17 protein-coding genes and 1 other RNA gene are annotated in these 23,359 nt (G+C 46.3%); 3 read left to right on the top strand and 15 right to left on the bottom strand.

Going from position 1 to position 23,359, the window contains the following annotated elements:
* Positions 1-47 precede the first annotated feature (47 nt).
* The 5 genes from T456_RS0101855 to T456_RS20920 all read right to left on the bottom strand — a co-directional run bounded on the left by T456_RS0101855 (position 48) and on the right by T456_RS20920 (position 8,090).
* A complete protein-coding gene (locus T456_RS0101855) occupies positions 48-920 on the bottom strand; it encodes a sulfide/dihydroorotate dehydrogenase-like FAD/NAD-binding protein (protein ID WP_024864653.1) in 873 nt (290 codons plus the stop codon).
* An 82-nt stretch (positions 921-1,002) separates the two neighbouring features.
* A complete protein-coding gene (locus tag T456_RS0101850) occupies positions 1,003-2,457 on the bottom strand; it encodes a chitobiase/beta-hexosaminidase C-terminal domain-containing protein (protein WP_024864652.1) in 1,455 nt (484 codons plus the stop codon).
* Positions 2,458-2,482: 25 nt separating this feature from the next.
* Positions 2,483-3,334 carry a bifunctional methylenetetrahydrofolate dehydrogenase/methenyltetrahydrofolate cyclohydrolase FolD gene (gene folD / locus T456_RS0101845; RefSeq protein ID WP_024864651.1) on the bottom strand — a complete coding sequence of 284 codons (852 nt, stop codon included), beginning with the start codon at positions 3,332-3,334 and terminating at the stop codon, positions 2,483-2,485.
* 65 nt (positions 3,335-3,399) lie between these two features.
* Positions 3,400-5,076, bottom strand: a complete 1,677-nt coding sequence (locus tag T456_RS0101840) for a formate--tetrahydrofolate ligase (RefSeq protein WP_024864650.1) — start codon at positions 5,074-5,076, stop codon at positions 3,400-3,402.
* Between the two features lie 128 nt (positions 5,077-5,204).
* On the bottom strand, positions 5,205-8,090 hold the full coding sequence (locus T456_RS20920) for an FtsK/SpoIIIE family DNA translocase (RefSeq protein WP_024864649.1): 2,886 nt from the start codon (positions 8,088-8,090) through the stop codon (positions 5,205-5,207).
* Between the two features lie 145 nt (positions 8,091-8,235).
* On the opposite strand from T456_RS20920, the gene T456_RS0101830 reads away from it, so the two are divergent.
* Positions 8,236-8,805: a hypothetical protein gene (locus T456_RS0101830; protein WP_024864648.1), complete on the top strand. Its 570-nt coding sequence runs from the start codon at positions 8,236-8,238 to the stop codon at positions 8,803-8,805.
* 74 nt (positions 8,806-8,879) lie between these two features.
* Here the strand turns inward: T456_RS0101830 and proB are convergent, their stop codons facing one another.
* Both proB and ssrA read right to left on the bottom strand, forming a co-directional pair.
* Positions 8,880-9,692, bottom strand: a complete 813-nt coding sequence (gene proB / locus T456_RS0101825; protein ID WP_024864647.1) for a glutamate 5-kinase — start codon at positions 9,690-9,692, stop codon at positions 8,880-8,882.
* 142 nt (positions 9,693-9,834) lie between these two features.
* Positions 9,835-10,191, bottom strand: a transfer-messenger RNA (tmRNA) gene (gene ssrA, locus T456_RS21815).
* A gap of 169 nt (positions 10,192-10,360) precedes the next feature.
* Between ssrA and T456_RS0101820 the strand changes: the two genes are divergently transcribed.
* On the top strand, positions 10,361-11,485 hold the full coding sequence (locus T456_RS0101820) for an AAA family ATPase (protein WP_024864646.1): 1,125 nt from the start codon (positions 10,361-10,363) through the stop codon (positions 11,483-11,485).
* 12 nt (positions 11,486-11,497) lie between these two features.
* Here the strand turns inward: T456_RS0101820 and smpB are convergent, their stop codons facing one another.
* From smpB to T456_RS0101785, 7 genes are all read right to left on the bottom strand, one after another.
* Entirely contained in the window at positions 11,498-11,968 is a 471-nt protein-coding gene (smpB, locus tag T456_RS0101815; protein WP_024864645.1) for an SsrA-binding protein SmpB, read from the bottom strand.
* A gap of 80 nt (positions 11,969-12,048) precedes the next feature.
* Positions 12,049-14,451, bottom strand: coding sequence for a ribonuclease R (rnr, locus tag T456_RS18925; RefSeq protein WP_024864644.1), 2,403 nt, complete (start codon positions 14,449-14,451; stop codon positions 12,049-12,051).
* Between the two features lie 85 nt (positions 14,452-14,536).
* Positions 14,537-14,779, bottom strand: a complete 243-nt coding sequence (gene secG, locus T456_RS0101805) for a preprotein translocase subunit SecG (RefSeq protein ID WP_024864643.1) — start codon at positions 14,777-14,779, stop codon at positions 14,537-14,539.
* Positions 14,780-14,871: 92 nt separating this feature from the next.
* Positions 14,872-16,419 (bottom strand): 2,3-bisphosphoglycerate-independent phosphoglycerate mutase, encoded by a 1,548-nt coding sequence (gpmI, locus tag T456_RS0101800; RefSeq protein ID WP_024864642.1) that lies wholly within the window; start codon positions 16,417-16,419, stop codon positions 14,872-14,874.
* A 138-nt stretch (positions 16,420-16,557) separates the two neighbouring features.
* Entirely contained in the window at positions 16,558-18,306 is a 1,749-nt protein-coding gene (locus T456_RS0101795) for a DUF4153 domain-containing protein (RefSeq protein WP_024864641.1), read from the bottom strand.
* Positions 18,307-18,345: 39 nt separating this feature from the next.
* Positions 18,346-19,521: a cation diffusion facilitator family transporter gene (locus T456_RS0101790; protein ID WP_024864640.1), complete on the bottom strand. Its 1,176-nt coding sequence runs from the start codon at positions 19,519-19,521 to the stop codon at positions 18,346-18,348.
* A gap of 3 nt (positions 19,522-19,524) precedes the next feature.
* On the bottom strand, positions 19,525-20,940 hold the full coding sequence (locus T456_RS0101785; RefSeq protein WP_024864639.1) for a tetratricopeptide repeat protein: 1,416 nt from the start codon (positions 20,938-20,940) through the stop codon (positions 19,525-19,527).
* A gap of 214 nt (positions 20,941-21,154) precedes the next feature.
* On the opposite strand from T456_RS0101785, the gene T456_RS0101780 reads away from it, so the two are divergent.
* On the top strand, positions 21,155-21,799 hold the full coding sequence (locus T456_RS0101780) for an RpiB/LacA/LacB family sugar-phosphate isomerase (protein WP_024864638.1): 645 nt from the start codon (positions 21,155-21,157) through the stop codon (positions 21,797-21,799).
* 272 nt (positions 21,800-22,071) lie between these two features.
* Here T456_RS0101780 and T456_RS0101775 read toward each other — a convergent pair whose 3' ends face one another.
* On the bottom strand, positions 22,072-23,265 hold the full coding sequence (locus tag T456_RS0101775) for an acetate/propionate family kinase (RefSeq protein WP_024864637.1): 1,194 nt from the start codon (positions 23,263-23,265) through the stop codon (positions 22,072-22,074).
* Positions 23,266-23,359: the final 94 nt, after the last annotated feature.

The raw sequence follows: 23,359 nt of genomic DNA, 5'->3' as shown, positions 1-23,359 counted from the left end.
TCTTAGAATGATTACCAACATGATTGTTAAACGTATCGATCACCTGTTTAACAATTGCCACATCCGCCGTGATGTGTGTCGCCTTCCTGAGCCTTGAGCATAAGTCTGCCCTCTTCTGTCTTATAGAGCTTCATACGATTCATGGCCTGGTCAAAATCTACCTTGTGGCCGTCAAACTCAGGTCCGTCAACGCAGGCGAACTTAACCTGTCCGTCAACTGTAAGACGGCAGGCACCGCACATTCCGGTTCCGTCAACCATAATAGGATTCATGCTGACAACAGTGGGGATTCCCAGCTCTTTTGTCAGTTTGCATACAAATTTCATCATGATCATAGGGCCGATAGCTACGCAATGATCATACTTGTTGCCTTCATTCCAAAGGTCCTGAAGAGCAACCGTAACCATACCCGATCTTCCGTAGGAGCCATCATCAGTAGTGATATGAAGATTACATACCTCTTTGAATCTGTCCTCAAGAATTACCAGGTCTTTGTTCTTGGCACCGATGATAACATCACAGTCCACGCCATGCTCTTTGAGCCACTTAGCCTGAGGATAAACAGGAGCTGTGCCTACGCCGCCGGCAATGAAAACGATCTTCTTTTTCTTGAGTTCTTCGATGTCCTCAAAGCAAAGATCTGATGCATTTCCCAAGGGGCCTACAACATCAGCAAGGCAGTCGCCGGCCTTAAGCTTGGAAAGCTTAAATGTCTCGGCACCGATAGCCTGCACTACGATCTCAACTGTTCCCTTCTCTCTGTCGTAATCACAGATTGTAAGCGGAATTCTTTCCCCATCCTTGTCTACACGGATAATAAGGAACTGTCCGGGTAAGCAGGCACTGGCCACACGGGGAGCTTCAACAATCATCTGGAAAATGTTCGTTGTCAGCTCTTTAGCCTCTAAAATTTTGAACATAATCTCCCTCCTACGCTTTTTTCGTTTTTTGCATAATTATAGATATTGTAAATGATGGTTATTTAAATATCAATTAAAATCATCACCTGTTTGAAATAGTGATAAGTGTATATTTGCCGCTGGAATCATAGCCCAATCTGTTGACCGTTCCGTCATGGGTGTTTACCGCATACATAAGCCCCGTAGGAGCCGATGTTCCGTCGTTAAGAACATGATTCTCCACAACAACATAGTATTCTCCGGCACCCTCAATCTCGATGATGGAGTTATAAATATACTCGTTGTGCCCTTCTATTCCTCTTACCTTACCTGAAGTATCAAGAAGAATATCAAGCCTTACCAGTGTGTTTACCAGATTATTCACTGCCTGCTCGGTAGAAACGAGTCTTGTATATACCAAATGATAATCTCTCTCAACTATCTCACTGGAATTACCTGCATTGTCAAAGGCAATGAAGTTGAAATGAGATGTACCCATGGGCATGGTGATAGGTGATATATACTGTTTGGATTCCATGGTGGGTTCGGATCCGTCAGTTGTATAGAAAATGGTCGATCCCGCCTCTGCCACTGCCACGATCATGGTGTTCTGGTAGTAGTCACCGCTGGGTTCCATTATCTCGGGAGGAAGCGGAGCCCCTCTTTCGATCACATACTCATTTTCCGAAACCACGCTGGCTATGCCGAATTCATTTACCGCCACTGCCTTTACATTGTAAGTACCTTCCTCCGTAAGAATAATATTGCTCTCATAGAGGATACTTCCTTCATTCGGCTCTCCGTCATTTACCGTGTAGTAAATCTTGTTCCCGGATCCGTCAAGAAGGCTCAAACTTACGCTCACGGATTCATAGGTCCCCGATGAAGGCGACATACTTGGCATATTGGGAACATACTTGCCTCTCATGGATGCGAGTATCTCGTTATCGCCTGAGGAAAACATCCCGGCTATTCCTTCATAGTCCCCGGTCTGCCTGTAAACCGACAGCATGCTCTCATAAGCTGTCCTTACCTTATCCTCAGGGAAAAGATCCGACTCGGTAATGAGCTTTAACGAATCAATAGCCTCAGCGGCGTCGCCGTTCTCGAGATAGTAATCCGACATTCTGAAAATAATATCAGAGTTTGTGGGGTTCTCTTGGTTGGCCTGTTTAAGATAGCTTATAGCCTGAGTAAGATTCCCTGCCTGTCTTGCTTCCTCCGCCATTCTGACGTATCTGACGTTGGTACTGTTTCTGTAGATCAAAAGAGCCCCAATACCTATGGCCACAAGAAGAAAAACAAGAGCCACATTGATAATAAGTCTCAGTCTGTCAGCTTTATCCCCAAAGAATCCGGAATTGTTCTTCCTTCTGTCCCCTTTTTTACCGGAGGCCTGATCGTCTTTATTCAGTTCATCTGCCAGCCCCGAAAGGCTGGCATCTATTTCGTTTTCAACCTCCGGCTCAAAATCCGGGACGATGTTGATCTCTGTACCGCAATTGTTACAGAACATCTGCCCCTCGGGAATCTCAAGCCCGCAACCTGGACATTTCATACAGTATCACCCTGGTAAATCTCTTTTACCTGTTATGCCTTATTGCTGCTTCATAACAGTTGTTCATGAGCATTGCGATGGTCATGGGGCCTACGCCTCCCGGTACGGGAGTAATGGCTGCAGCAATCTCGCTCACCTCATCGAACTTAACGTCTCCGCAGAGCTTGCCATCCTCTGTGCGGTTGATACCCACATCGATAACAACAGCTCCCTCTTTGACGTAATCTTTTGTGATCATTCCGGCTTTGCCAACGGCTGCAATGATGATGTCAGCTCTTTTGCATACCGCCTTAAGATCGGCGGTTCTTGAATGCGCAACGGTTACAGTGGCATTCTCCCTCAGCATAAGAAGCGCCATGGGCTTGCCGACGATATTGGATCTTCCTACGATAACGCACTCCTTGCCTGTGATATCAAAATCGGGGCATCCACGCTTTATCAGCTGGATAACACCTGCGGGAGTACAGGAAACAAATCCTTCCTCTCCAATGCAGAGTCTTCCAACGTTTACGGGATGAAAGCCGTCAACATCCTTGTCGGGACTGATAGCTTCTATCACAGCCTTCTCGTCTATGTGCTTCGGAAGGGGCATCTGTACCAGAATGCCATCCACATCATCTCTGCCGTTGAGTTCTTCAACAAGTTCAAGAAGCTTCTCCTGTGTGGTATCTGCAGGAAGCTCGTAGGAAAGGGATCTGTAGCCGATGTACTCGCATGCCCTCTTCTTGTTCCTTACATATACCTGGGATGCGGGATCCTCACCCACAAGGATAACAGCAAGAGTAACCTCTATGCCTTTGTCCTTAAGCTCCCCGGTCTTCACCTTGAGCTCATCCTTGATCTGTGCAGATATGGCTTTACCGTCTATAAGTGTCATGTTCGTTCTCCTTTATCAAATGTGATATAGGGATTGTCATGCTTATGCAGCAATCCTGATATCTCTTAGAAGAGGCCTGTAATCCTGCCTTCCTCATTCACATCGATATCGAAGGCCGCAGGTCTCTTGGGAAGTCCGGGCATTGTGACGATTGCACCTGTAAGTGCAACCACAAAGCCTGCTCCTGCGGAAACATAGGCTTCACGAACTGTAATGTTGTAGTTTGTAGGTCTTCCCAGCATATTAGGATCATCTGAAAGTGAATACTGAGTCTTGGCCATGCATACAGGAAGATTGCCAAAGCCCATCTCCTCGATCTTAGCCAGCTGCTTGCTTGCTGCAGGAAGGAATGTCACGCCGTCTGCGCCGTAGATCTCTGTAGCAACCTTTGTGATCTTGTCCTTAAGGGGAAGATCGTCTGCGTAAATAGGCTCGTAATTTGAAGGCTTGGTCTCAATGGTCTCGATAACCTGCTTGGCGAGAGCTTCTCCGCCTTCTCCGCCCTTTGCCCAAACCTCTGAAAGAGCAAATTTGCAGCCTCTCTCCTCGCAGAACTGTCTTACATACTCTGTCTCTGCCTCTGTATCTGTAAGGAAGGAGTTAAGGGTAACAACAACGGGAACCTTATACTTCTGGATGTTCTCGATGTGCTTCTCAAGATTTACGATACCCTTCTTGAGAGCCTCAAGGTTCTCTGTTCCAAGCTCAGCCTTGGGAACGCCGCCGTTGTACTTAAGAGCTCTTACTGTAGCAACCAGCACAACCGCATCGGGCTTAAGTCCTGCAATCCTGCACTTGATATCAAGGAACTTCTCAGCTCCAAGGTCAGCACCGAAACCTGCCTCGGTAACTGTATAATCTGCAACTCCCAGAGCTGTTCTTGTTGCTCTTACTGAGTTACATCCGTGTGCGATATTTGCGAAAGGTCCGCCGTGAACAAATACAGGTGTGTGCTCCAAGGTCTGTATAAGGTTGGGCTTGATGGCATCCTTCAAAAGAGCTGCCATTGAGCCAACTGCATTGAGGTCCTTGGCTGTAACAGGCTGGCCGTCTCTTGTGTAAGCAACAATGATCCTTGAAAGTCTTGCCTTAAGGTCATCCATGTCGCTGGCAAGGCAAAGGATAGCCATGATCTCAGATGCAACTGTGATTACGAAGTGGTCCTCTCTGGGAACACCGTCGGCCTTTGCACCAAGACCGACAACTATATTTCTGAGGGCTCTGTCGTTCATGTCCTCAGCTCTTTTCCATATGATCTGTCTTGTATCTATACCAAGCTCGTTGCCCTGCTGGATATGGTTGTCCAGAAGTGCAGCCAGAAGGTTATTGGCTGATGTAATGGCATGGAAATCTCCGGTGAAATGCAAGTTCAGATCCTCCATGGGAACAGCCTGTGCATATCCGCCGCCGGCAGCGCCGCCCTTGATACCGAAGCACGGTCCCAGGGATGGTTCACGAAGTGCGATAACAGTCTTATAACCCAGTCTGTTAAGGGCATCTCCCAGTCCTACGCTGGTAGTGGTCTTTCCCTCACCTGCAGGTGTAGGGTTGATTGCAGTTACAAGGATAAGTTTACCCTTTTTTGCTCCGGAAGCTTTCTTCATATACTCTTCCGTGAGTTTAGCCTTGTACCGTCCGTAGTACTCCAGGTCATCTTCGGTTATACCGATCTTCTCGGCAACCTCCCTGATGTGAAGCATCTTTGCTTCCTGTGCGATCTCGATGTCACTCTTTACAGCCATTAGTAGTTCTCCTCCTTTACATCTTCGATGCAAACGATTCGCGCTCATTCCAGCGGCCTTCGGCCGGAGCACGCTCACACTTGCATCACTTTCTTGCGCCCTCACCAGCAAGTGGTTCGGACTGTTGCTTACTCATTGTTTAGGTAAGCTTCAAACTCCGCCTGCGTCATCAGTACTTTCCTCGGCTTGGTACCTTCCTCCTCGCCTACGACTCCCGCTTCACACAGCTGATCCATGATCCTGGCCGCTCTGTTGAAGCCGATCTTGAACACTCTCTGGAGCATTCCGATGGAAGCCTTCTCTTTGTCTATTATAATGTTCCCTGCCTGAACAAAGTACTCATCTCTGTCGGAGTCAGAATCTGCTGCACCCGCACCGGATCCTGATCCTGAGGATACTGTCATACTGTCTATTTTATTCATGGCCTCTTCATTGTAAGAAGATTCCATTCCCTGATTGCGCAAGAAATCTGTCACCTTCTGAACTTCCTTGTCGGATACGAAAGCGCCCTGAACTCTGGCGGGCTTTGTGTATCCTTGAGGGTAAAAGAGCATGTCGCCCTTACCCAGAAGTTTCTCCGCACCGTTGATATCAAGAATTGTTCTGGAGTCAACACCGCTGGAAACCGCAAATGCGATACGGCTCGGCATGTTGGCCTTGATAAGACCTGTGATAACATCCACCGAAGGTCTCTGGGTTGCTATGATAAGATGGATTCCCGCAGCTCTTGCCAGCTGTGTAAGTCTGCAGATTGCATCCTCGACTTCATTGGCGGAAACCATCATAAGATCAGCAAGCTCGTCTACAATAACAACTATCTGAGGGAGCACCTCCATATCGGGATCGCCGCTGCTCTCAGCAAGCTTGTTGTAACCCTTAAGATCCCTGACTCCTGTATCGGCAAATTTCTTGTATCTGTTGGTCATCTCCGCAACAGCCCAGTTAAGCGCTGCGGCAGCCTTCTTGGGATCTGTCACAACAGGGATCATCAGATGAGGGATTCCGTTGTAAACAGAAAGCTCTACGATCTTGGGATCGATCATGATCATCTGAACCTCTTCGGGCTTGGCCTTATAAAGAAGACTCATGATGATGGTATTGATACAAACCGATTTACCTGATCCCGTAGCACCTGCAATAAGAAGGTGAGGCATCTTGGCGATATCCGTAACAACCGTTTTGCCCGCTATATCCTTACCAACGGCAAATGCCAGTCTTGAGGAGAAATCTCTGAATTCCGGAGACTCCAAAAGGTCTCGCAGCGCAACTGCCTGGTTCTCCTTGTTGGGAACCTCGATACCCACGGCTGCCTTGCCGGGAATCGGCGCCTCTATTCTGATGTCGCTGGCTGCAAGATTCATCTTGATATCGTCAGCCAGATTTACGATCTTGTTAACACGAACTCCTGCCTCAGGCTGAAGTTCAAATCTTGTTACAGCCGGTCCCTGGCTTATGTCTGTTACCTTGACGTTAACCCCGAAGGTCCTCATGGTCTCTTCCAGTTTGGCAGCAGTCTCCCTAAGGGTCCTTGCCGTGTCGGGATTCTTGCTCTTTACGCCCTTTTCAAGAAGGTCAGTCCTTGGGAATACATACTTCTTGGGGATCTTCCTCTTGTGGGCCTCTATCTCTTTTTCCATGCCGGGACTTGTAACCTTGCCTCCGGCATCGAGAACTGCGGAGCTTGATGAGCCTCCTCTTGAGGTTATGGTGCTGTCGGCATCCTTGCTCCTGGAGATATGGTCCTGAGCGTGAACAACATAATCTCCGTTCATGCCGTTTCCAAGATGCTCTGCATGGACGGGCACATCCGAAAGTACCTCATCCCGGTCGTCAATGTCCTGGGCTGCTCTGGCCACAAGCTTGCTCACCTGTATCTTCTCTATATTCTCATATTTGGGAGCATGAGTCTGTTCATCGCGTCCCGCTTCTTCGTCAGTATCCAGGTGTGAAGAATCAGTCCTTGAAACAGGAGTCTGATGTGTGTTGTCATTCCTTGAGGAGTAATCATCTGCCCGGTGGTCATTGTACTCATCAGGCCTGTCGTCCTCTGCGTCGTCATATCCCATACCGTGGATAGCCGGCTCAGTCCTTAACACTCTCTGACCATCCGGTTCTACGTCGGTCTCTATCTCATGTTTAATGGTGATCTCGTGAATATCGTCGTGGAACTCATCTTCATCCGGTATAAAGAGCTTGTTGTTATGAGTCTTCTCTTCATTATGGAGCTTGATCTCACCCAGGTCATCGCCGCTCTCTTCCTCTTTATCAAGAGTTATGTCTTCCGTAACTCCGATAACCTTCCGGTCTCTTCGAAGGATCTTTTCATCTTCCTTCTGTTCTATAAGAAGGCGCTTCTCTTCCTCTATCTCAGCCCTTCTCTTCTCCATCTTCTCACGGCGCTTCTCTGCGTAGTCTCTGTAGTTGTCCGCCTCCTGCCTGGTCCTTTCGATAATGCGCTTCGATCCCTTCTTAAGTCCTCCCACGAAGGAGTGCTGGGTAAAGATTACAATTGCCGCAATGCCTATAAGAAGGATCAACAGGGCTGTTCCGGCCAGTGACAGGAACTTATAGGAAGCATATGCCAGTGACCCGGCAAAGAATCCCCCGCCGTTTCTGGCAGCAGCCGCTTCGTTGTATATGTACTTGATATCATAGGAATTCATGGACTGGGGACGACCGGTCATAAGATCTGCCACCATTCCCAGTATCAGAAAAAGAACTACGCCGGATACTATCTTCCGGGTAGCTGCACTTGAGCCGAAATTAGCTATTCCGATAGCCACTGCTCCAAGGGCCACCAGAGGCGCTATATATGCAGTTAATCCAAAGAGTCCGAAAAGAACGCCGCTCACAGCATTGCCAAGAGCGCCGCATACTCCAAAATTGCACAGAAAAAGAAAGATAGTAAGCGCCACCATGGCCAGCACGATGAGCTCACTCTTTAAGGAATAGTCAAACTCCTCCTCGCGGATGTTTGCCTTTTTTGTAGATTTTCCCCGTTTTTTAGTTGCCATTTTATCCCCGCCGCAAAACTTTTGTCTTATAATTTTCTTAGCTTTTACAGCTAAAACAAAACTCTAGATAGTATATCATTTTTAATCTCTTTATGCTATACTACAAACTGATTTAAAGAAATGTATTTATAAGAAGGAGAACACAATGGAATTCAAGCAGGAATTAGAAACCGGCGGGTTTAAGATGATCGGAAGCAACGAAACCTCTCTTAAGATCAAGGAAGTTGCCGAGAAGTGCCGCCTGGTTAAAACTGAGACCGGCGTTAAGGTTGAATTGGCCTATACAGGTCCCAATGCCAGCAAATATATGCAGTATGTAGAGAAGAACCGCGAGGAGCTCACCAAGTATCTGATGAACCCCGACGAGGCTGACCTCTACGAGTGGATGGAGCAGTCACACCAGACTCCTCTCACTCTCAAGAAACATGAGAAGGAACAGCTTATTCTTTATGTTAACTTTGATCCCGTCACCAGAATGGTCATGACAGGAATCGCCGATGACAACGTAACCATGAAGCTCGGCGCACCTCTTATGGAAGTTAACGTTGATCAGCTTACCCGTGACGAGTTCAAACTCAAGATCTTCAACATGCTTCTTCTTGCAGATGAGATCGCTGTTCTTATGGGAAATCTTGACCTTCGTAAAATGTCCAACATCCAGATCGTTAAGACATACCTCAACGAGATCTACGACAAGTTCCACGAGAATCCCTGATGTATCAGATATTAAATAAAGGAGAACGGCAGTACAGCCGCTCTCCTTTTCTTTATCTGTGATTTTCTTCGTAGTTATTCCTTTTTATGTCCTTCCTTAGCCACAAACAAGGTTCCTACCTTTTTCTTCTCTATAATGTCATAAAGCTTCTCCGGGTTCTTGCCGTTTGTAACAAGAACATCGATTCCACGGGAGGTGGCAAGCTCGGCAGCTTCAAGCTTCGTTATCATGCCACCGGTGCCTCTGTTGGAGCCGGATCCGGAAGCAAGACTCTTTAATTCTTCTGTAATCTCCTCCACTCTGCTGATAACCTTGGCATCAGGATTTTCCTTGGGATTGCCGTCATAAAGCCCATCTATATCAGAGAAGATAATGAGCTTGCTGGCCTTGCAGAACACTGCTACAACCGCAGAGAGCATATCGTTATCTGAAAAGAGCTTTTTCTCAGATTCAATCTCTGTATGGCTGACGGAGTCGTTCTCATTAACAATTGGAATAATGTGATTCTCTAAAAGCGCATCAAAAGTGTTCTTAAGATTCTCGCTTCTTACAGGGTCTGTGATATCTCCGTTATCAAGAAGGATCTGTCCAACCATCCTGCCGTATTCGCCAAAGAACTTGTCATAAAGATGCATGAGCTCTGTCTGGCCCACAGCTGCAGCAGCCTGCTTCATCCTTATCTCCTTGGGCTTCTGCTGAAGTCTCATCTTGCCTGCTCCTACAGCGATGGCTCCTGATGATACCAGCACCAGATCATATCCAAGATTCTCAACTCCCGCAAGGGCTCTGCACAGATGATCAAGATTTCTAAGATCCACATGTCCCTGATCGTTTGTAATGGTGGATGTACCTACCTTAACGACAATTCTCTTCTTGCTAAGTGTCATTCCAAAACGTCTCCCTCAGTTAATTTCACACTTTAATCCATTAAAACATATTCTCTATTATATAACTGAAGTTAAAATAATCAAGACTTCATTTGCATCAAAAAAGCGAAGGCAACGGTCGAAACCATTCTCTTCGCTTTGGTAGTGGATTAGGCGGGAGTCGAACCCGCGTCCAAAAATTCATCCCCTGTCCTTCTACTATCATAGTCAGTTATTGCGGGACTCTGCATCCCTGTTCCCTCTCATCCCCGGAAACGGACAACCAAAGATGATCGGTAGCTTCATGATACGACCATGGCCGCAAAGCTTAAGCCATGTCGTTTCCTACAAAGTTTGACGCCGATTGCTGAGTGTGTAGGTGCACTCAGGTCGACGGGCCGCAATTAAGCAGCGAGTGCTAAATTATCGTTAGCGTTTATATTTAGGTTTGAGGTTTAACGCACCGTCCTGCGGATAGCTTCTCCAGCTTCAAAATCCCTGTCGAAACCTTTACTAACCCGTATTCAATTTGCTTTTATAGTATATATGCTTTTTATCGTATTGGCAACTGAACTGCTGGTTTATTTTGATATTTATAATTTGCCCCTATACTGTTTCGTACGCTAGAATAAAATATAGAGCATCTTAAACATCTCAACTCAACGTTCAGTTAAAAAGGAGGTATCCTAATGTTTACTGTATGTCTCACAGGCGGCCCCTGCGGCGGCAAAAGTTCAGCAATCTCAATGATCAAGCAAAAACTTGAGAGCAGAGGCTATTATGTAGCTGTAGCTCCCGAAGCTGCCACAAAGGTCATCACCAGTGGTTTTATCCCCGGTGATATGATATCTGTCCCGGATTTCCAAAATCTGGTACTTGATGAACAACTCCATTGCGAAGAACTCCTGAAAAAGGGACTGGAACTGGTGAACTCTGATAAAAAGGTTCTCATCTGCGATCGCGGCGTGGCAGATCAGTACGCCTATGTCGGAGAAGAAGCTCTTCACTCCATGCTGGTTGCCCGCGGGATGACAAAGGCTGAAGCCTACGCACGATACGATTGCGTCCTGCACCTCAGCACTGCAGCAGACGGAGCTCTGGAGCACTATCAGTGGAATGATCCAAGCACTCCTTATACAGGTAACAACGAAGCCAGGAGCGAATCTCCCGAGCAGGCCCTTGAGCTTGACAAGCGCACCCTCAACGGCTGGATCGGCCACCCGCACCTTAGACTGATAGATAATTCAACGGATTTCACAGGTAAAATGGACAGGATCATCAAAGAAGTATTTACCGCTCTGGGAGAGCCAATCCCCTGTGAAACAGAAAGGAAGTTCCTCATATCCAAACCTGATATGAATAAGATAAACAGTCTTGGATTCAACAGCTTCTGCCATATCACTCAGACCTATCTCGTATCCACCAATCCTATGGTGGAGCGCAGAATCCGAATGCGCGGTAACGAGTATATGGGCTACTCTTACTACTACACGGAAAAGACAGAATTAGGAAAAGGCACCCGCAAAGAAGTCGAGCGCCTTATAGACGAAAGAGAATATGCAACTTATCTTGAGTATGAGTCTGATCCGAATAAACAGACCATAGAAAAAGAAAGATGCTGCTTCATGTACGATGGAAAATACTTCGAACTGGATCTGTATCCCTTCGATGATGAATATGCGATCTTGGAAATCGAGCTCAACGACTTGAGCGAGGAGTTCACACTTCCGGACCTTACCATCATAAAAGAAGTCACCGATGATATCAGGTACAGGAACAGTTCCCTGGCCGAAAGCCCTACGCTTCGACAATAAAAAAGAAGCGCATTACTTGAACTTCATCTTGAATTCTTTCTCCACCTCACGCTGCTGGTCCTTCTTGGCCTTGTCAGCTCTCTTGTCGTAGAGCTTCTTACCTTTGGCAAGACCGATCTCCACTTTCACGCGCCCATTCTTGAAATATACTTCAAGCGGCACCAAAGTGTAGCCCTGAACCATCTTCTGCTGGTCAAGCTTTCTGATCTCAGCCTTGTGCAAAAGAAGCTTTCTCACCCTGAGTGGATCCTTGTTAAAGATATTGCCCTTCTCATAGGGGCTCACATTCATGCCGTTGATGAAGGCCTCACCCTTATCGATACTGATCCAGGCTTCCTTGATGCTGCACTTGCCCTGACGAAGTGATTTAACCTCTGTACCAAAGAGCTCAATGCCTGCCTCGTACTTCTCCTCTATGAAGTAGTCGTGGTAGGCCTTTTTATTGTTTGCTATTAACTTTCTTGCCTTGTTATCTTCTGCCATAATTCTATCCCAACTTATTACTTGATATATGTCTTAGCACATTGTAACACAATGATGCCCAAATTCATGCGGTTTGGATATCAGCGTTTCTTACGTCTGCCCTTGCCCTGGGCGCTTCTTGCAGCCTTACTGGTGGCTGACTTCTTGTACTTGTGGACCTTATATACCTTGCGGCCCGATGAAGCCTTGCCTGCTGCAGCACCTTTGCCGGCTGCCGCACCTTTCCCGGCTGTGCCCCTGCCTTTCTTAGCGCCACCTGTGCTTTTCTTCTTCCTGGGCTTTCCTGTCCTGGGATCGGGCTCAACCTCACTAATGTCCAATTCCTCGCCCCGAATTTTCACGGTCTTTCGAGACGCCTTATCTTCGCTTCGCTCTACGGCCCTGCTTACAAGCTTTCGAACCTTCCTTGCTCTGTCCTCAGTCACTCTCCTGGCCTTGGAATACTCAACCCACTCAAGCTCCTGCTGCGCTGCCTCTTCCTCGTCCTCGTCTTCATTTACAATTCTGAAGTCGATGGCCTTGGTGAGTCTGTCTGCTGACAGCACCCTTATCTTAACCTTCTGACCAAGAGTATACTCCTTGCGGGTCCTCTCGCCAATGAGCCTCAGGTTTAGTTCGTCATATACATAGAAATCATCTGCCATGGAGGCTGCACTTACCATGCCCTCACAGCTGTTATCAAGTTCCACAAAAAGTCCCCAGTTGGTGACTCCGGAAACGATACCCTCGTAAACTTCGCCGATATGGTTCTCCATAAACTGGGCCTTCTTGAGCTTGTCGGTTTCTCTCTCAGCTTCCTCGGCACGTCTCTCGGTCTCGGAGGAATGCTTGGCCACTTCATCCAGGATCTCAGCATAGTGCTGAGCCTTCTCAGCTGTCATCCTGCCACGAAGGTGATCCTTGATGATCCTGTGGATCTGAAGATCGGGATAACGCCTTATGGGAGATGTAAAGTGACAATAGTAATCAAAAGCAAGTCCGAAATGCCCTGTGCACTCGGTGCTGTACTTGGCCTGCATCATGCTGCGAAGGGCCATCCTGCTGATAACCGCTTCCTCTCTTGAGCCCTGAATTCCCTTAAGGAGCTTCTGAAGTTCCTTGGGGCTGACACCGGCATCTCTTCTGCTCTTAATGTGATGTCCGAAATTGCTGACAAAGGCATTGAGAGATGCAATCTTCTCGGGATCGGGCTGTTCATGGATACGATATACAAAAGGACTCTCCATGTAATAGAAATGCTCAGCTACTGTCTGGTTTGCTGCCAGCATGAAGTCCTCGATAAGCTTTGTTGCTGTATTCCTCTCGTGAGGAACGATATCTATGGGATTGCCCTCCTTATCCAGAATGATCTTGGACTCGGGGAAATCAAAGTCTATGGCACCCTTGCTCTCTCTTTTTGCCCTTAAGATCTTTGAGAGTTTCTCCATATCCCTGAACATGGGCACAAGGTCAGCATACTTTTCTATGGTCTCCTCGTCGTTATCCTCAAGGATCTTCGCAACGTCAGAATAGTTCATTCTCTCGTTAACGTTTATCACTGACTCAACGATGGAATGATCAAGAAGGCCTCCGTTGCCGTCAAAGGTCATAAGGCATGAGAGCGCCAGCCTGTCTTCACCGTGATTAAGGGAACATATACCATTTGAGAGCTTATGCGGAAGCATGGGAATAACCCTGTCCACCAGATATACACTGGTGCCGCGCTTAAGTGCCTCCCTGTCCAGCGCCGAATTCTCCTGCACGTAATTGGTCACATCCGCAATATGAACACCAAGGTGGAAAAGACCCTGCTCATCTATATGAAGGCTTACGGCATCATCCAGGTCCTTGGCGTCTTCGCCGTCGATGGTAACCATCTGCACATTCCTAAGATCCTGCCGTCCAAGCATGTCTGCCTCGCTGACAAAATCAGGGCAGCGCATGGCCTGGTTCATGACTCTCTCGGGAAACTCATAAGGAATATCGTAATTCTTAACTATAGAAAGGATGTCTACTCCGGGATCGTTGATATTACCGATGACTTCCTTGACTTTGCCCTCAGGCTTTTTTCTCTTTAGAGGATCGCCGTAGTCCGTGATCTTGACAACCACCTTATCTCCGGTAACCGCTCCGCCGCAAAACTCGATGGGGATAAAAATATCGTTCTGGATCTTGGTATTATCGGGAACCACAAATCCAAAGTTCTTCTCAGCCTGGAAGGTACCAACTACCTCTTCGAGACCTCTTACCAGAATGTTTCTGATGCGGCCCTCGGCGCGCCTTCCGGGATATTCATTAAGAAGCTCAACTTCAACGGTATCGGTATGAAAAGCACCATGGACATACTCCTCAGGGATGAAGATATCCTCATCTCTGCCCTCTGCTTCCACAAAACCAAAGCCTCTTGCATTACTAACAAAGCGGCCCACAATATATTCATTTTTAGAATTCTTTTTCCCGAAGAGGGAATCGTCCATACGCTTTAAGCGCTTCCCTTTACCCATTCACTTCCTCTTTTCTTAAAGGTAAAAAAGGCACTCTAATAAAACTATTAGAGTGCCTCGAATAATTCATTGATAAAACCTGTTATCAGAATAATCCCATGTTAAGAACGATTGCAAATACAACAAACAGTACTGACAATCCAACTGTGATCTTCTTAAGGATGCCTTCTCTTGAACGGCCCTTGTTCTTGCCCCAGTATGTATTCTCAACGGTACCCTGAATAGCACCAAGTCCCTGGTTCTTGCCTTCCTGCATAAGAACGAGAACTACAAGTGCGATACAAACTAATATAAATAAAACTCCGAATACGTAATCCAAAACACTCACGAAAATATCCTCCAGTGCATTTCTACAAATTTAGTCAACTTAGATACTTTAACATAAATGCACTATATCGTCAACAGATTTCACCGTTTTAATCACTTATGAATAAGAAGGCTCTTACCTGTCATCTCAGCAGGCTGCTCCTCGCCCATGCACTCGATAAGAGTAGGGATAATGTCAGCAAGACATCCGCCCTCTCTGAGTGTGTAGTCGGGATCGTAGTTCACAAGGATGAAAGGAACAGGATTTGTTGTGTGAGCTGTCCAGGGCTCTCCTGTCTCATAGTCAACCATCATATCGGCGTTACCGTGGTCGGCGCAGATGAACAGTGTTCCGTTTACAGACTTGATAGCGTCAACGATCTTGCCAACGCACTCGTCAACAACTTCGATAGCCTTAACTGCTGCAGGAATAACACCAGTGTGTCCTACCATGTCAGGGTTCGCAAAGTTAGCTACAACTACATCATATTTCTGTGAGTTGATAGCATCGAGGATCTTCTCGCAAACCTCGGGAGCGCTCATCTGAGGCTTAAGGTCATAGGTGGGAACATCCTTAGGGCTGTTAACCAGTACTCTGTCCTCTCCCTCATTGGGCTTCTCAACACCGCCGTTAAAGAAGAAGGTAACATGAGCATACTTCTCTGTCTCAGCGATACGAGCCTGCTTCATTCCCTTGTTTGCAAGCCACTCACCAAAGGTGTTGTTAAGAAGAACCTTCTTGAATGCGATCTCCTTATTGGGAATAAGAGGATCATAATCTGTGAAGCAAACATAAGTTACATCCAGACGCTCTCCCCTGTCGAACTTATCAAACTCATCGTCGCAGAAGCAGTGAGTGATCTCTCTTGCTCTGTCGGGACGGAAGTTATAGAAGATGATGGAATCGCCGTCCTTGATGGTAGCAACAGGAGCACCATTCTTCATGATAACTGTAGGGATAACGAACTCATCTGTCTTGCCGTTCTTGTAGGACTCAACCATGCACTCGTTAGCTGAATTAGCCTTGTTGCCCTCGCCCTTTGTAAGTGCGTTGTAAGCGATCTCAACACGGTCGTAGTTGTTATCTCTGTCCATTGCATAATAGCGGCCTGAAATGGATGCGATCTGGCCAACGCCAAGCTCCTTCATCTTGTCCTCAAGCTGCTGAACAAAATCTATACCGCTCTCGGGAGGAGTATCTCTTCCGTCAAGGAAGCAGTGAACATATACCTTATCAAGGCCGTTCTTCTTGGCAAGTTCAAGAAGTCCGTAGATATGTGTGATGTGGCTGTGCACACCGCCGTCGGAAACAAGGCCGTACATATGAAGTGCGGATCCTTTCTCCTTGCAGTTTGTGATTGCAGCCATAAGGCCTTCGTTAGTAAAGAAATCTCCGTCCTCGATGGACTTTGTGATTCTTGTGAGCTCCTGGTAAACGATCCTGCCGGCGCCCATGTTCATATGTCCTACCTCTGAGTTACCCATCTGTCCGTCGGGAAGACCAACAGCAAGTCCGCTGGCATAGCCCTTTACGAAGGGATAATCCTTCATAAGTCCGTCCATTACAGGTGTATTTGCCATTGCAATGGCATTGTACTCAGGGTTGTCATTCAGTCCGTATCCATCAAGTATAAGAAGAACTGTAGGTTTGGAACCTCTCATATTTATATCCTCCGTTTTCTACGCTGCCTACAGGCGGCAGCCACTATTTATATAAGTAAAAAGAACTTTCGTCCTTGCCTAGTATAGCGCATAAGCCCCGATAATGACAAGCATTTAACAAAACCTTAATAAATTATCTCACTTGTGCAGATAATATCCGGTTATGTAGAGGTTTGTGATTTCATCTCCCCTCTCATCGAAGCTGATGTAGGTGATATATAAAAGGGATCCGTCTTCAAATATCAGGGGATCTTCTATCACATTGTTAAACTCAAACTGAACAGCGCCGTTTTTTCGCAGTTCTCTCATCTTATTGATCGTTTCGGACAGATCAATCTCCGCATAGGGTTCTCCCTCAGACTCGTGGCGCAGCTCTACCCTTGTCAGATCTTTTATGTCTGTGTCCTCATCATCATATGAAGAAAACGATACAACTTCCACATGCTTATAGCCTAAGGTGTCAAATCCCGGAATCTCATTATCAGCATAGTAATAATCACTTGACACGTAATCTACACTATCGCTGCCATCCGGGTCAAACTCTGCTTTCAGATCAAATTCCGGAAACTTACTGCCCAGCTTTTTGATGAACCTTGACCCCTCAAAGCCGGCCTGACTGTTTATTACTTTATATGCGGATCTTGCCTGTGCTTTGGCGGAAGATGAAGGTTCTTTTCCCGAGATGGTGTCCTCTATGAAGTGCTCCACAACCTTGCCCTGGGAGCCTGTAATGGCCGCACAGACATTGACTCCGGGCACTATCAGCGCTATAAGGACAAATCCAAGGACCACAGGGAAAAGAATCCACTCCATCCCTTTGCCCTTGAGAAAACGAAGGGTATAGATGACTTCGTAGAGTACCTCAAAGACTATCAGAAGAATTCCGAAGTACCTGGACTGGGTAAGTCCGTACTGGGCTATCCTCATGTAGAGACAGATGATCTGTATCACTATGAACGGAATAAACAAAAGGGGCATAATGCGAAGCACCTGATTGTATCTGCCCTCTGTGCACCCTTGGGCCATTGACCAGAAGAATATCCCCGAGATGAAAAGAACCGTGACTATAGCAAAGGCCTCATTAGACGGGAATTTCCAGTTGAACACTATCTTAAGAATATAGACATAAAGAATAATAAAGGCCGCAGCAAGGAATCCGGGGAACACATATCCCATCATGATCCTGCCGAATTTACTCACCTTTTCTCCAGGCTTTGAAAGGGCAATGAGAACAGCGGGATAAGCCATCACACCGCTGATAAGCGACATAACAATTCCGATGGCATCGATATCGTAGATAAGAGTCTGGAAAACCCACACAATGCAAAGGCCTCCAAGAAGCACCACGCCGTAGGCAAGCTCGCCCTTCATGGTACCAAGAAAGCCCTTTACAAAGTAGCTCTCAAAGCTCTCGCCACTCTTTTTGTACAGGAAGTAAACAGCCCCGATAGTGCAAGCTGCCAGATACACGAAGAAGAATCTCATAAAGGGATTTTCCGCGCCGATCACATCAAAATCAAATATTGAATTTATATGGTTTGCGGGATCGTATTTGATATAAGCAAAAGCGCCGCTCATTCCTGCCGATATCAAAAGAACTATGATATAAATGAAGGACTTTTTAATATCCTTAAGATCCTCTATCTTACCGTTCTTCTTCAGGTAACCATAATGAGACTCGCAAAGAGCAAATGCAGGTGTCATTGCAAAGCAAAAATCGGCAATAACCTCAAGCACTTCCCTTGCAGTATTGATGCCTCCTATTCTTGAAAGAATGTCATCAATGACTCCAAGAATAAGAAAGCCAATAAAACACGACAAAATTGAGGCAGGATGCTCCTTAAATACCGCCTTGGCATCCTCCCTTATTTTTCCAAACCACAACATACTTTTTTCCTCTCCTTAATATCGAGCTTACCTTTTTGCTCAATCTTCTTTTTTGGCCTTGTCAACTGTTATATCCAGCTTACATTCCCCAGCCATACCCTTAACACGGTCCTCTATGATCCGTTTAAGCTCCTCGTCCTTAATATCATACTTATAAGGTACTTCCAGATCAAAAGAAACAATGGGCTCCTCGTCCCTGTTTCTTACAATACGGCAATCGTGATACCTTAGCTTCGGGTCTATTTCCTCCAAGACCAGTTTAAGCCAACTCTTCATATCCCTTGCCGCTCTGTCGTCATCGCTGACGGGATCTAAATGAATCACGGCAGTACACCTGTATTTACCGTTAAGCTGTCTTTCTATCTCGTCTATAAGGTCGTGGGCCTCCACCAGCGTCTTGTCAGAGGGCACCTCAACATGCAGGGACATCATTATCCTTCCGGGGCCGTAGTTGTGGACAACAATGTCGTGCACTCCCAAAACTCCTTCATGGGAAAGCACTGCCTCTTTTACCTCATCGATAAAATCCTTGTCGGCAGGCTCACCAAGAAGCGGGCTAATAGTATCTCTTGCGGCATCGAAGCCTGTCTTCATGATAAACAGCCCCACGATGATACCGGCTATTCCGTCTATATTAACCCCAAAGAAATGCGAGATGACAACAGAAACCAGAACTATCCCGGTGGAAAAGACATCAGAAATACTGTCCATGGCCGTGGACTTTAAGGTGGCGCTCTTTATAGCTTTGGAAGCCTGGAGATTAGCACCGAACATAGTAAGTTTGATTATAATGGATATCACAAGAATGATTCCCACCACAGGAGTAAATACAATCTCCTCATGATGAAGAATCTTGTTAAAAGAGCTCTGAAGAAGCTCTACAGCCATGATCATAATAAACAAGGAAACAATAAGACCGGCAATATATTCAAGCCTGCCGTGGCCGTAGGGGTGTTCTTCGTCAGCCTCCTGACCGGAAAGCTTGAAGCCCACCAGTGTCACCACTGAGGATGCCACATCAGATAGATTGTTCAGGGCATCAGATACGATGGCGATGGAACCGCTGATATAGCCCGCAAACATTTTGATGATAACCAGAATTATATTAAGGGCAATTCCTATGACACCGCTCAGGATGCCATAGTTTTGCCGAACTTCAGGGTCCTCTACCCTGTCATAATCTTTGATAAAGAACTTAGCGAGAAAACAGATCATGTATTATGCCCGGATTCTGGACTCAATGGTATCAATGTCCATTGTCGCTTCGTTGGGCCCTCCCCAATCAGTTATAATCGTCTCTTCTTCTTCACCGTCCTGCATGGTAATGGAGGTTTCAAGCCTGTAGTTCATCTTTGGAACCTTGGTTGAATTACCCTGGGTCACATAGCTGTTAAGGTATGTAACAGAGTACTTGGTATGAGGATAATAGCTGTCATCAACCGAGGCAGGTTCATAGGATATTGCACATCTTTGAATTCCGCCGTCCTCAAAGTAATTGGCCCAGATAGTAAGAACACCGGCTGTTGAAGGGTTCTCATCGAAATTCAAAAATCTGTAGGACCAGTTTCCCTCGTTGCTGTTGAAAATTACAGCCTCTCTGCTGACGGGAATATATGTGGTGTTCTCCAGAGGTGTCTCAATCTTGTTTAAAAAGACATCTCTAAGAGCAATGTACTCATCGGATACGATAAAGCCTCTGAGTTCATCAACGTTTCCCACATCAAGCTGGGCAAAGATATCGGTAAATACGCTCTGAACATCTTCGGCGTTTTCAATACATTTTTTGAAGGATGCAAGTCCGTCGGCACTGCCTACGCTGCTCTCCACATCATCAAGAACTGCCTTATATGCTACGGCATCCTCATAATTCATTGTAAAGGATTCAAGACCCGGAACTGCATATTTAAGAATAACCTCTTTAAGTTCATCTGAAGGTGCAGCCTTGTAAATAGCTAACAGTTCATTCACAAAACCTGCGTACTCGCTGTAGGAGAAGGTTGCACTTCCGTTCTCAGAGGAATATGTTGAACTCTCGGATCTGAAGAACGCATCCTCGTCATATCCGTAGGCATCCTTGAATACTCTGTCATAGGCGGCATCAAGGAGCTTAACCGCATCGCTGCTGGAATTGTCGTCCTTGAGCACCGAAAGGATCGCAAAGGCCGTGTTCATATTGGCAGTCTGGGAATTCATGGCATCCACTGCTTCATTGAGTATCACCGTATGGTAATTATCCAGAAGACCGGTGTTCTCGGTATTCTCCCATCCTGCATAAAGAACCTTCTTGGCTGACTCCGCATCATTGTTGCTAAGGTATGCTCCTGCCATATTGGAATAGGCAGTAACGGAATGACTGTCTATCTCAATCGCCTCGTTGTAGGAATCAATGGCTGACTGATAATCTGATGTCTCAAGGTACTTATCCCCTGCGGCTATGGCTTTATTAACCTGAACCGAAGGAAGATTGTTGTATACAAAAAATCCTGAAACCCCAAGTACTATAAGTGCAAGTCCTGTTATTATAAAGGGCTTGGCAGAAAGTCGGGATTTACTGCGTCTTACTGAGCTCTTTGCTACTGCTATTCTTCCTGTCTTACCCTTTTTCCTGTAATTGTTTGAAACTGAAATATCCAAAACGAAACCATCCTTTTTACTAAAAAACCAAAACGCTTTCGTTAGTATAGCATGAAATCTTCATTATATAAAGGAAAAAAATTAACATTTTTGTAACATTTATCCACTTTCTTGATTATCTTGCACAAAGCCTTGAAGCTCATGGACACTGCCCTTTCATAGGCCTACAATAGGCATGGAAAAATATAACTATATTACATGGAGGGACTTTATCATGAAAATAGCACTTATAAATGAAAACAGCCAGGCTGCAAAGAACGAAATGATCTATGGCGCTCTCAAAAAAGTAGCCGACAGCCACGGCTTTGAAGTATTTAACTACGGCATGTATTCAGCTGAGGACAAAGCTCAGCTCACCTATGTACAGAACGGTATCCTTGCCTGTGTTCTCCTTAACTCAGGCGCAGCAGACTATGTGATCACCGGCTGCGGCACAGGTGAAGGTGCAATGCTTGCCTGCAACAGCTTCCCCGGAGTTATCTGCGGACATGTGACAGATCCTCTCGATGCCTACACTTTCGCACAGATCAATGACGGAAATGCCATAGCCATCAATTTCGCCCTTAAGTCAGGCTGGGGTGCTGAGCTCAATCTTCAGTACATCTTTGAAAAGCTCTTCTGCGAAGAGAGCGGCCAGGGATATCCAAGAGAAAGAGCCGTTCCCGAGCAGCGCAACAAGAAGATCCTTGATGAGGTAAGAAAGGTCACCCTTAATCAGGATGTTCCCGCTATTCTTAAGAGTCTTGATCAGGACCTTGTAAAGGGTGCCCTCTCCAGCGAGCACTTCCTTGAGTACTTCGATGCCAACGCAAAAGACGAAGCCATCAAGGCAGCAGTACATGAAATCTTAGGTGCTTGATAGCTTTATCAGGCACATTCCCGATACTGCAGTGATTCAGGTATATCTCCAAAAATGCTTGTGTTCGTCTGCGGTGTGATTTTCCTAAACTCAAAAAACAGCAAATGCCTCATTTCGTGTTACTCAGAGAAATCGGCATTTGCTGTTTTCTTTGTTTGGAAAATCATCATCCTCGTCCGAGAACTGCGCATTTACGGGGATATACCTTAAGCGCAGTTCCGGAAAATGTGCCTGAAAGTAGAATTCCGGACAAGTACATGAAAAAGATGTCTTTACTTGGTCAGTTCGTAAGTGTCTCTTGCGATGGCCAGCTCCTCGTTGGTGGGAACTACCATAAGCTTAACCTTGCTGTCAGCTCCGGAGATTTCCTGCTCCTTGCCGCGAACCTTGTTGGCTTCCTCATCCAGTGTTGCACCGATGAATCCAAGTCTTTCGCAGATCAGCTTTCTTACGAAGCCTGAGTTCTCGCCTACACCTGCTGTGAAGCAGATAGCATCAACGCCGCCCATGGCTGCTGTATAGGCCCCGATGTACTTAAGTACTCTGTAAGCGAAGGCATCTACAGCTCTCTTAGCTCCTGCATGGCCCTCAACATAAGCATCCTCAAGGTCTCTGAAGTCTGATGAAAGCTCGTCTGAAAGTCCAAATACACCTGACTTCTTGTTGAGAAGATTTGTAACATCGGCAACAGATGAGTTCTCCTTCTTCATAACAAACTCCACAACAGAAGGATCGATATCACCGGTTCTTGTTCCCATGATAAGTCCTTCAAGAGGAGTAAGACCCATTGAAGTGTCGATGCACTCTCCGCCCTTAACAGCTGAAACTGAAGCGCCGTTGCCAAGGTGGCAAACGATGATCTTAAGGTCTTTTGCATCCTTGCCAAGGATCTGTGCTGCGCGCTTGCTTACATAGGAATGGCTTGTGCCGTGGAAGCCGTATCTTCTGATACCGTATTTCTCATAGTATGAATAAGGAAGGCCGTAAAGATATGCCTCCTGGGGCATTGTCTGATGGAATGCTGTATCAAATACCGCAACCATGGGAACACCGGGCATAGCCTTCTGGCATGCTCTGATACCGATAAGGTTTGCGGGATTGTGAAGAGGAGCAAGGTCTGATACATCTTCGATGGCCTTTATAACTTCCTCGTTGATAACAACGGACTTTGTGAACTTCTCACCGCCGTGAACGATACGATGTCCTACTGCACCGATCTCATCCAGGGAAACAACACCGTTCTCCTTGTTGGTAAGAGCCTCGATAACCAGCTCGATTGCTCTGTTGTGATCGGGCATGGGAGTCTCGATGGTGATCTTGTCCTTGCCTTCGGGAGTGTAAACTATTCTGCTTCCTTCAATGCCGATTCTCTCGCAAAGACCTTTGCAGATAACTGCCTCTGACTCGGAATCGATCAGCTGAAACTTAAGTGAAGAACTGCCGCAATTAATAACTAGTATTTTCATTTTATAACCTCTTTCTGATTTTATTAGCTTTGCAAAAACTACCAAAATATATGATACTTATAATAGGTAGTTAAGACAAGGAAAAATCTGTACA

The organism is Butyrivibrio sp. FCS014 (assembly GCF_000526935.1).
In the GTDB taxonomy this organism is placed as follows: Bacteria; Bacillota; Clostridia; order Lachnospirales; family Lachnospiraceae; genus Butyrivibrio.
Note: the sequence above shows the minus strand (reverse complement) of the source record. Positions and strands in the feature narration are given on the sequence as shown.